We start from the raw sequence: 9727 nt of genomic DNA on the forward strand, positions 1-9727 counted from the left end.
CCCGCCCACCACCACGCAGCGCCGACGAAAAGCCCCGCCCGCCACCTCTGCCCCGTTCCGCGGCCGCGGGCACGAGCGGCGGCGCCGCCGCCCGCACGTCAGGGCTCTGCGCCGTGGCCTCGTCTGCGGTGCTCCGATGGAGGGTGCTCATAACGGCGGCGCCTGCCCACGCCTGCGTGGATCACACAAATTCTTATGTCGCGCACAGGCTGGCGTTGCTCTGGCGTTGCCTCTCGGACGACGGAGTCCGGCGATCAATGGTCGGCAGGGAGGGTGCCTGACCACGGAACTCGAAGTCGACTTCGAGGCGCGGATCTCCGCGCTGGCCGCGGTGGGGAACGTCCCGATCACACGCTGTACGTCCACGTGAAGCAGGTCGAGGCCGAACGGGCTCCTTGGCTGGCGGCACAGGTTGGCCTGCGGGTCTTCGGGGAGCTGGAGATGGCACCCCTCTGAGCCTGCTCTCCGAACCTCCGCCGGTCCGGCTGGTCGCCGACGAAGACCAGGTGACTGCCCGGGATCGCGGCACAGGCCCGCAGGTAACTTCGCGAGGCTGAAGTCCGTGAGATGTGCGAGCAGTTCACGGACGTCCTGTCGTCCTTCGCGGCTGCCCCAGATCTTCCCCTGTCCGCCCGCCGGCCTCGAACCGGCCACTGAGCAGGCTGCCCGCGCCGGCAACGACCGCGGGCAGGCCCAGCTCGACGAGGATGCGGTACGCCGTGGCGGTCGCCGCCGAGAGCACCGGCAGGCCCGACCGCGGCGGATCGCGGAGGCGACCGGACTGACGCCCAACGCGGTGAGCATCCGGCTCCATCGGGCGAAGGCGAGACTCGCCGACCGGTTGGGGACCCGGTGCTGACCGGAATTGCTCCGCCGCCCGACATCGACCGCCTTGTGGAGGACACCTTGAACACCGACACCGCGCTTCAGTCCGCGACCACCGCCGCCGGCATCACGACCGCGGGATGGGGACGCCGTCATCTCTTCGGACTCGCGGCGGCCGGACTCCTGGTACTTGGCGGCGTCGCCGGAGGGATCATGGCCAACAGCGGTAACAGCAACGGTCATTCGGCCTCGGCCAAGACCGCGGCCCCGGCCGGCGCGCTGCGGCTCACCGCCGAGGGCGGCTCCGGCAAGTGCATGCCGCCCGGCGTCGACACCCTGGGCACGTACCCGACCCTTTTCGAAGGAACGGCCACGTCCGTCAAGGGCTCGACGGCCACTTTCCGTGTGGACCGGTGGTTCAAGGGCGGCGACGCGGAGATGGTCGTCCTCACCAGCGACACCGAGGTCTCGGAAACGCTGACGTACACGGAAGGCGGGCACTACATCGTGGGCGCCAAGGACGGCTTCGTCCCGATGTGCGCCGCGATCGAGGCCTCGCCCGAGGACATCGCCAAGTTCCGCCAGGCGTTCGGGAGTTGACCCCGCCCGATCACGAGGGGTCGTCCAGCAGGCTCCGGGCGAACTCGTGTGCCGGGTCCGCCAACGTGTGCCGGAGCGCGGCGAAGAGATCCGCCGCCGTCGCACCGGACCACGTGGCGGGGAGGAGGGAGCTGGGCAGACCCGGGTCGAGGTAGGGCAACCGGCGCCAGGCCGTGAGGACGTGGACGTAGTCGATGAACGCGTCCTGGCCCGACAGCCCGTTCCTGCCGGGCCCGGCCCAACGCCCGGCCATCGGCGTGAACTCGGCGACGAAATCGTCGTAGAGCTTCTGGAGCGCCTCCAAGTCCCACCAGCGGCCCACCTGTTCGGCGGGGTCACCGAAGGCCACGTAGTCACCGCGGAAGAGGTCGACGTACTGGTCCAGGCCGTGTCGGAGCAGGTGGTCGCGGGTGTCGTCGAGCGCGTGGGCCGGGGCGATCCAGATCCCGGACGAGACCGTGCCGAAGCCCAACCAGGCCAGCCGGGACCGGAGTTGGTGCCGGTGCCGGCGCTCGCTCTCCGGCACCGAGAAGACGGCGATGACCCAGCCGTCGTCGGTGACGGCGTGCCGTTCGAAGATACGGCGGTCACCGGTCTCCAGGACGGAACGGGCGTACGGCGAGAGCGCGTAGCCCGCACGGCCGCCCCGGCGCTCGGCCACCAGGATCTCGCGGCGCTTGAGCCGGGAGATCGACGAGCGGACCGCCTGGGCGTCGACGTCGAGTTCGGCGAGCAGCCGGATCAGGGTGCTCACGCCGATCCAGCCGCCGACCTCGCGCGCGTAGAGGCCGTACACCGTCACGATCAGGGATCGCGGCGGTGCGGGCTGGCCCGGGCTGTCGTCTTCGAGATCGCTTGCCGTCACGATCGTAGTATTTCAGTGCGCCCGCACGGCGTCGGATTCCGCCCGGCCGCCCAGCGCGGCACGCCAGGCGGCCGGCCAGGGCGCGCTGCCGCCGGTCGCCTTGTCGGGGACGTGCACGGTGACATAACTGCCCCGGGCGGCACGGCAGTTCGGCCTGCCGTCGGCGGTGGTCTGCCACACCTCGAAGCCGAAGGTCATCGAGGACCGGCCGAGGCGGATCAGCTCGACCCGCGTCTCGACCTCCTCGCCGAACCGGATCGACGCCTCGAACTCCACCTCGTAGCGCACCCACGGGGCCACCGGGAAATATCCCGGGATGTCGTACGCGCGCATCAGCTCGGCCTCCGCCGCCTCGGCGAACCGGACGACGGTGGTGTTGTGGTAGATCCCGGCCGCGTCGGTGTCGATCCACTCCACGCGGGCCCGGTGAACACCGAAGGGGCCGCTCATTCCGCCGCCCTGGCCGGGGTCCAGCGCAGGTGCACGGCATCCCGCGCCGTCTCGCGGAGCAGCGCGAGACGCGGGCGGACCGCGTCGGTCCGTGAGGTGGGAGGCTTGCGACGACCGGCCGCGAACTGCGCCGGCCAGTCGGCGCCCGCGCCGCGGTACTCCTGCTCGGCCGCCGCCTGCAGCGTCCACTGCGGGTTGTAGAGATGGGTACGGCCGAGCGCGCACAGGTCGGCACGCCCGGCGAGCAGGATCGAGTTGACATCGTCGTACGACGAGATCGCTCCTACGGCGATCACGGCCGCCCCCGCCGGAGCGGCGACCTCGTGCCGGATGCGGTCGGCGAACGGGGTCTGGTACGAGCGGCCGTACGCCGGCTTCTCGTCCTTGGTGACCTGACCGGACGACACGTCGACGGCGGCCGCGCCGTGCGCGACGAACGCCCGCGCGATCTCGACCGCGTCGTGCTCGGTGTTCCCGTCGGGGGTCCAGTCGGTGGCCGAGATCCGGACCGTCACCGGGCGGTCGGCAGGGAAGGCGGACCGTACGGCGTCGAAGACCTCCAGCGGGAAGCGCAGCCGGTTCGTGAGGTCGCCGCCGTACTCGTCGGTGCGGTGGTTGGCGATGGGGGAGAGGAACGAGGAGAGCAAGTAGCCGTGGGCCGCGTGCACTTCGAGCAGGTCGAATCCCGCGTCGGCGCCCCGGCGGGCGGCGGCCACGAAGTCGGCGACGACCGCGTCCATGTCGGCCCGGGTCATCTCGCGCGGTGTGTGGCATCCCGTGCCGTAGGGCAGCGGGGACGGGCCCATGACCTCCCAGTTGCCCTCGGCGAGGGGCTCGTCAATGCCCTCCCACATGAGGCGAGTTGAGCCCTTGCGGCCCGAATGGCCCAGCTGGAGACCGATCTTCGCGGTGCTGCGGGCGTGGACGAAGTCGGTGACCCGGGACCACGCGTCGCGCTGGGTGTCGTTCCACAAGCCCGTGCAGCCCGGGGTGATCCGGGCCTCGGGGGAGACGCAGACCATCTCGGTCATCACCAGGCCCGCGCCGCCGAGCGCCTTGGAACCGAGGTGGACGACGTGGAAGTCGTCCGGCACTCCGTCGACCGCGGAGTACATGTCCATCGGTGAGACGATGATCCGGTTCTTCAGTTCCAAGGCGCCGATGGTGAACGGCTGGAACATCGCCGGGACGGAATCGGTGAGGCCCTGCGCTTCCGCGAAGCCGCGCTCGATCAGGTCGGCGAAGTCCGGGTCGCGGTCCTTGAGGTTGTCGAAGGTGATCCGGCGGGACCGGGTGAGCAGGTTGAAGCAGAACTGCGCGGGGTCCTGGCCGGCGTACCGGCCGATGTTCTCGAACCACTCAAGGGAGGCCTGGGCGGCGCGCTGGGTGGACTCGACCACCGGACGGCGCTCGGTCTCGTACGCCGTCAACGCCTCGTCCACGGTGGGGTGTTCGTGCAGGCACGCGGCGAGGGCGAGGGCGTCCTCCATGGCGAGCTTGGTGCCGGAGCCGATGGAGAAGTGCGCGGTGTGGGCGGCGTCGCCGAGCAGGACCACGTTGTGGTGGTGCCAGCGCTCGTTGCGGACCGTCGTGAAGTTCAGCCAACGGGAGTTGTTGGTAAGGAGGTTGTGCCCGGCGAGTTCGTCGGCGAAGATCTCGCGGATCCGGGCGACCGACCGCTCGTCGCTCACCCCGGGCGGGAACTGTGTGCCCTCCGTCGCGTCGAGGCCGGCCTTGCGCCACACGTCCTCGGCCATCTCGACGATGAACGTCGAACCGGCGTCGGAGTAGGGGTAGCCGTGGATCTGCATGGTCCCGAACTCGGTCTGCTTGACGAGGAATTGGAACGCCTCGAAGACCCGGTCGGTGCCCAGCCACATGTACTTGTTCGTCCGCTGGTCCAGCGAGGGGACGAAGGCGTCGGCGTACTTGGTGCGCACGCCCGAGTTGATGCCGTCGGCCGCGACCACGAGGTCGTAGGAGCCGCGGAGTTCGTCCACTTCCGGGGCGAGGGTGCGGTAGTGCACGGTGACGCCGAGTTCGGCGGCCCGTTCCTGGAGGATGTGCAGCAGGTCCTTGCGGGCCATCGCCGCGAAGCCCTGGCCGCCGACCGTGAAGGGGTGCCCGTCGAACTCGATGTCGATGTCAGTCCAGCGGGCGAACCGGCTCTCCATCGCGTCGTGGACGACGGTGTCCGCGTTCTCGATGCCGCCGAGGGTCTCGTCGGAGAAGACCACGCCGAACCCGAAGGTGTCGTCGGGGGCGTTGCGCTCCCACACGGTGATCTCATGGGCGGGGTCGAGCTGCTTCATCAGCGCGGCGAGGTACAGCCCACCAGGCCCGCCGCCCACGATCGCGATCCTCATGCCTGGGTCTCCTTCTCGACGATCCGACGCAGCAGGAAGTGCTGAAGCTTTCCGCTGGTGTTGCGGGGCAGCGCGTCGCAAAAACGCACCGTCCGTGGGTACTTGTACGGCGCCAGGTGCGCCTTGACGTGGTCCTGGATGTCCTTGGCCTTGGCCTCGTCGCCGACGACGCCCTCGACCAGGACGACGAACGCGCAGACGACGGAGCCGCGTTCGGGATCGGGCTTGGCGACCACGGCCGATTCGAGTACGTCCGGGTGGGTGTTGATCGCGGACTCGACCTCGGGACCGCCGATGTTGTAGCCGGAGGACACGATCATGTTGTCCGTGCGGGTGCGGTAGTAGAAGTAGCCGTCCTCGTCGCGCACGAAGGTGTCGCCGGTGACGTTCCAGCCGTTCACCACGTAGTTCTCCTGGCGCTGGTCGTCGAGGTAACGGCAGCCGACCGGGCCGATCACGGCCAGCCGCCCCTCGACACCGGGGCCGACCTCCGCGCCGTCGAGGTCGAGAATCGTGGCGCGGTATCCGGGGACCGGACGTCCCGTCGAACCGGGCCGGATGTCGTCACCGGCGGCGGAGATGAAGATGTGGATCATCTCCGTGGCGCCGATGCCGTCGATGACCTTGATCCCGGTCTCCGCGCGGAGTTGCTCCCACACGTCCTCGGGTATGTGCTCCCCGGCGCTGACCGCACTGCGCAGACCGTGTAGCCGGTCCGCCTTCCCGGCCTTGAGGATCTGCCGGTACGCCGTCGGCGCGGTCGCCAGCACGGTGACCCCCGCCTCGGCGACCAACTCGGCGAGCGGTTCCGGTGCCACGGCCTCCGTCAGCAGCGCGCACGCACCGGCCCGCAGGGCACAGACGACCAGGATGCCGAGCCCGAAGGTGAACGCGAGCGGGGCGGTGCACGACACCAGATCGTCGGGCCGGAGGCGAAGCGTGTGCCGGCCGAAGGTGTTGTCGATCGACAGGATGTCGCGGTGGAAGTGCGTGGTGATCTTCGGTACGCCGGTGCTGCCCGAGGTGGGTCCGAAGAGGGCGACGTCGTCGGCGGCGGTGTCGACCGCGGTGAACTCGGCCGGTTTCGCGGCCACTTGGCGCGTCAGGTCGTCGGGTGCGTCGCCGCCGTAGGCCACGATCGTGAGGTCCGGCAGGACGGTGTCGCGTACGGCCTCGACGTCCGCTGTGAAGCGGTGGTCGACCAGGGCGACGGCCGGGCGGGTCTTCTCGGCGACGGGGGTGAGTTCGCGGGCGCGCAGGGCCGCCATGGTCGTGACGACGATGCCGCCGGCCTTGAGGGTTCCGAGCCAACAGGCCACGGTCCAGGGGTTGTTGGGGGAGCGCAGGAGCACCCGGTTGCCGGGGACCAGGCCGAGGTCGTCGGTGAGGACGTGGGCGATCTGGTTGGCGCGGAGCAGCAGTTCGCCGTAGGTCCACACCTCGCCCTCCGGTGTGCGCAGGGCCGGGCGGTCGGGGCCGAAGCGGGCGGTGGGTACGTCGATGAGCTCGGTGCCCGCGTTGAGTCGCTGCGGGTACTGGAGTTCGGCGGTGGTGAACTCAAGGACCGGCCACTGGGCGCGCGGCGGAAGATGGTCGCGGGCGAACGTGTCCGGATAGGCGGAGGGCGAGAGGCCCATCTGGTCCAACTGGTCCATCGGGAGGGTCCTTTCCGCAGGCCGGGGGCGGGCCGTGCAGGGATCAGGAGCTGCGTGGGAATCAAGAGCTGCGGATCAGGCCTTCCTGGACGACGGTGGCCAGGTGGGTACCGGACGGGGTGAAGAAGCGGCCGACGGCGAGACCGCGACCGGCGTCGGCGGCGACGGCTTCCTGGGCGTAGAGGAGCCAGCCGTCCATGGGGGCGGACCGGTGGAACCACATCGCGTGGTCGAGGCTCGCGGTGATGAGGCCCGGGAGTGCCCACGGCAGGTCCAGCACCCGCAGGACGGGTTCGAGGATCGTGTAGTCGCAGACGTAGGCGAGCGCGGCGAGGTCGCGCTGCTCGTCGGTCAGGCCGTCGACGGGACGCAGAGTGTCGAACGGCCTTACCCACACGGCCTGTTGGGGCACGCGCTCGCCCTCGACCGTGAGGTAGACGGGTCCGGGCACGTGCCGCATGTCGAAGCTGCGGCCACCACTCCAGTACTCCTCGGAGGTGTCGGTCATCGTGCCCCGGGGCGCGGTGGTGTCGCGCAAGTACGAGGCGGAGCTGGGCAGTTCGGTGGGATCGGGCACACCGACGGGGGGCTCGGCGGCGAAGGTCGCGCCGGGCTCGCCCGCGGCGAAGTTGGCGAGGCAGGTGTAGACGGGCTTGCCGTTCTGGAAGCCGCGGACCTGGCGGGTGGCGTAGCCGCGGCCGTCGCGCAACAGCTCGACCTCGTAACGGACTTCGGCCCCGATGTCGACCGGCCGCAGGAAGTAGGAGTGCATCGAGTGCAGCGTCTTGCCCTCGACCGAGCGCATCGCGGCGGCCGTGGCCTGGGCGACCATGTCACCGCCGTACGCCTTCGGCCACGGGCAGGGCTGGGTGGTCGCGGTGAAGGCGAGGTCGAAGTGCTCGGGCTCGACGGGGGTCAGGGCGATCGCGGCGGTGAAGACCGCCGAGGTCGGGACGGAGCGGACGTGGGCGCCGGTGGCGTGGGAGTCGTTCACGGCCGGTCCAGCCAGTCGCGCAGGTCGGCGTCGGCCACCTCGTCCAGGTTGACCACGATGTTCTCCGGCGTACGGGTCGTCATCCAGGTCAGCGGGTTGTTGCGGTCGAGGTTGCACTCGACGTGCGGCATGAACGGCGGGACGAAGACCCAGTCGCCCTCCGCGAGGTCGAGGTAGTCCTCGAAGCGCTCGCCGAAATAGATCCGGGCCCGGCCGGAGAGGACGTAGCCGCCGGTCTCCGCCTCACCGTGGTGGTGCGGCACCGAGCGATAACCCGACTCGTTCCTCACCTTCCCGAACCACAGCTTGGTGGCCGGCGTGTGCTGCACGGAGACACCGGAGATCCGGGTCGCCCCGGCGGACTGGCCGGTCGCGCCGACCTCCAGACCACCGCGCGTCACGACTGGTACGACCAGGCCGGACTCGTTTGCGTACGACGAGTTGTCGCCCTCTAGGACGTACTTGGAGAAATCGGGTTCCATGATCAGCTCCTGGAGTCGGTGAGGTGGAGGTCCGTGTGGCGGAAGCGGTTGCGCAGGGTGCCGATGCCGGGGATCTCGGTCTCGACAAGATCGCCGTCGGCGAGGAAGACCGGCGGGTTCATGCCCGACCCCACGCCACCGGGGGTGCCGGTGAGCACGATGTCGCCGGGGCGCAGGACCGTGAAGGTGGAGACATAGGCGAGCAGATCGGCGGCGTCGAACACCAGCGTGCTGGTGTTTCCGCGCTGCCGCTCGACGCCGTTGACCCGGCAGATCACCTCGACGCCCGCGACCGGGTCGAGTTCGTCGGGCGTGACGACCACCGGTCCCAGCGGGGTGGTGCGGTCCCATGCCTTGCCCTGGAACCACTGCAGCGTGCGCTTCTGCCAGTCCCGCACGCTGATGTCGTTGGCGACCGTGTATCCGGCGATCGCACGCCCGGCCGTGTCCCGGTCCACGCGGCTGAGGTCCGCCCCCACGACGACGGCGAGCTCCGCCTCCCAGTCCACGTCGAGCCCGGGCGGCAGGACCAGGTCGTCCTCGGGGCCGGTGAGTGTGTCGGCGTACTTGGCGAAGAGCGTGGGGTGGGCGGGCAGGTCGCGGCCCATCTCGGTGATGTGGTCGGCGTAATTGAGACCGCAGCAGACGACTTTGCGCGGTGAGGGCAGCGGCAACACGGGGGTGGCGCCGGGCAGTTCGGCCCCGGCGAGGCTCGCGATGCGGTCGGTTGTCGTGGTCGTCAGCAGCGTGGAGAGGTCGTCGGCCGGCAGCGCCCGCCAGCGGTCGCCGTCGAGCACGGCGGCCGTGGTGCGGCCTCCATGGGCCACGGTGGCGAGCTTCATGGGCTTACTCCCTCGGGGTGGGGCGGCGGTCGGACCACGGTCGGTGGCCGGGCTGCGATATAGCGAGATTTTCACGACCGTCGAAAACAGTCAATAGATGGGCTACGCTGCTTGAGTCAGCCCGTCCGGTCCAGTCCGGTCCGGTCCGTCCGACCCGTCCGAGGAGCAACCAGCAATGACTCCGATCCCGGTGAACCCGCCCTCGCTCCCCACACCGAGCGGCTACTCGCACGGCACCCTGAGCGGCAACACGCTCTACCTGGGCGGACAGACGGCCCTGGACGCGGACATGCGGATCGTCCCCGGCGGCATCGTCGAGCAGTTCAGGCAGGCCTTCGGCAACGTGCTCACCACCTTGCGGGCGGCGGGCGGTATCCCTGAGGACCTGGTGAGCCTGACGATCTACCTCACCGACATCCCCGACTACCAGGCACACGGCAAGGAGATCGGGAAGGTCTGGCGCGAGCTTGCGGGGCCGGTCTATCCGGCGATGGCGGGGATCGGCACGACCGCGTTGTGGCAGGCGGAGGCGATGATCGAGATCCTGGGGGTTGCGGTGATCCCGGACGAGCGGTTGATTCGGGGGGAATAGCGGATCGCTGTGGCGGTGGCAGAGCACTCCGGTGATCGCCGAGCGCAGTGGTGGGG

General features: G+C 70.1%; 9 protein-coding genes. 2 read left to right on the plus strand and 7 right to left on the minus strand.

Features of this window, described 5'->3' with window-relative positions; all coding sequences use genetic code 11:
• The first annotated feature begins 906 nt into the window (after positions 1-906).
• A complete protein-coding gene (locus AC31A1_RS39050; RefSeq protein ID WP_489657827.1) occupies positions 907-1425 on the plus strand; it encodes a hypothetical protein in 519 nt (172 codons plus the stop codon).
• A 10-nt stretch (positions 1426-1435) separates the two neighbouring features.
• Here the strand turns inward: AC31A1_RS39050 and AC31A1_RS39055 are convergent, their stop codons facing one another.
• From AC31A1_RS39055 to AC31A1_RS39085, 7 genes are all read right to left on the minus strand, one after another.
• Positions 1436-2290 carry a PaaX family transcriptional regulator gene (locus tag AC31A1_RS39055; protein ID WP_489657828.1) on the minus strand — a complete coding sequence of 285 codons (855 nt, stop codon included), beginning with the start codon at positions 2288-2290 and terminating at the stop codon, positions 1436-1438.
• Positions 2291-2302: 12 nt separating this feature from the next.
• Positions 2303-2740, minus strand: coding sequence for an acyl-CoA thioesterase (locus AC31A1_RS39060; protein WP_489657829.1), 438 nt, complete (start codon positions 2738-2740; stop codon positions 2303-2305).
• Positions 2737-5106, minus strand: a complete 2370-nt coding sequence (locus AC31A1_RS39065; protein ID WP_489657830.1) for a bifunctional salicylyl-CoA 5-hydroxylase/oxidoreductase — start codon at positions 5104-5106, stop codon at positions 2737-2739. The genes AC31A1_RS39060 and AC31A1_RS39065 overlap by 4 nt, the downstream gene beginning before the upstream one ends.
• Positions 5103-6761, minus strand: coding sequence for an AMP-binding protein (locus tag AC31A1_RS39070; protein ID WP_489657831.1), 1659 nt, complete (start codon positions 6759-6761; stop codon positions 5103-5105). Before AC31A1_RS39070 ends, AC31A1_RS39065 begins: the two co-directional genes overlap by 4 nt.
• Positions 6762-6822: 61 nt before the next feature.
• Positions 6823-7755, minus strand: coding sequence for an acyl-CoA thioesterase (locus tag AC31A1_RS39075; RefSeq protein WP_489657832.1), 933 nt, complete (start codon positions 7753-7755; stop codon positions 6823-6825).
• Positions 7752-8237 carry a cupin domain-containing protein gene (locus tag AC31A1_RS39080; protein WP_489657833.1) on the minus strand — a complete coding sequence of 162 codons (486 nt, stop codon included), beginning with the start codon at positions 8235-8237 and terminating at the stop codon, positions 7752-7754. Before AC31A1_RS39080 ends, AC31A1_RS39075 begins: the two co-directional genes overlap by 4 nt.
• Positions 8238-8239: 2 nt before the next feature.
• Positions 8240-9079: a fumarylacetoacetate hydrolase family protein gene (locus AC31A1_RS39085; RefSeq protein WP_489657834.1), complete on the minus strand. Its 840-nt coding sequence runs from the start codon at positions 9077-9079 to the stop codon at positions 8240-8242.
• Positions 9080-9254: 175 nt separating this feature from the next.
• Between AC31A1_RS39085 and AC31A1_RS39090 the strand changes: the two genes are divergently transcribed.
• On the plus strand, positions 9255-9671 hold the full coding sequence (locus tag AC31A1_RS39090; protein WP_489657835.1) for a RidA family protein: 417 nt from the start codon (positions 9255-9257) through the stop codon (positions 9669-9671).
• The last annotated feature ends 56 nt before the right edge of the window (positions 9672-9727 follow it).

The organism is Streptomyces sp. P5F9 (genome assembly GCF_057961495.1).

What these genes read in the sequence shown, in the direction of transcription:
- AC31A1_RS39060 (WP_489657829.1), bottom strand. Translation starts at nt 2,740, where the DNA reads ATGAGCGGCCCCTTCGGTGTTCACCGGGCCCGCGTGGAGTGGATCGAC.
- AC31A1_RS39065 (WP_489657830.1), bottom strand. Translation starts at nt 5,106, where the DNA reads ATGAGGATCGCGATCGTGGGCGGCGGGCCTGGTGGGCTGTACCTCGCC.
- AC31A1_RS39070 (WP_489657831.1), bottom strand. Translation starts at nt 6,761, where the DNA reads ATGGACCAGTTGGACCAGATGGGCCTCTCGCCCTCCGCCTATCCGGAC.
- AC31A1_RS39080 (WP_489657833.1), bottom strand. Translation starts at nt 8,237, where the DNA reads ATGGAACCCGATTTCTCCAAGTACGTCCTAGAGGGCGACAACTCGTCG.
- AC31A1_RS39085 (WP_489657834.1), bottom strand. Translation starts at nt 9,079, where the DNA reads ATGAAGCTCGCCACCGTGGCCCATGGAGGCCGCACCACGGCCGCCGTG.
- AC31A1_RS39090 (WP_489657835.1), top strand. Translation starts at nt 9,255, where the DNA reads ATGACTCCGATCCCGGTGAACCCGCCCTCGCTCCCCACACCGAGCGGC.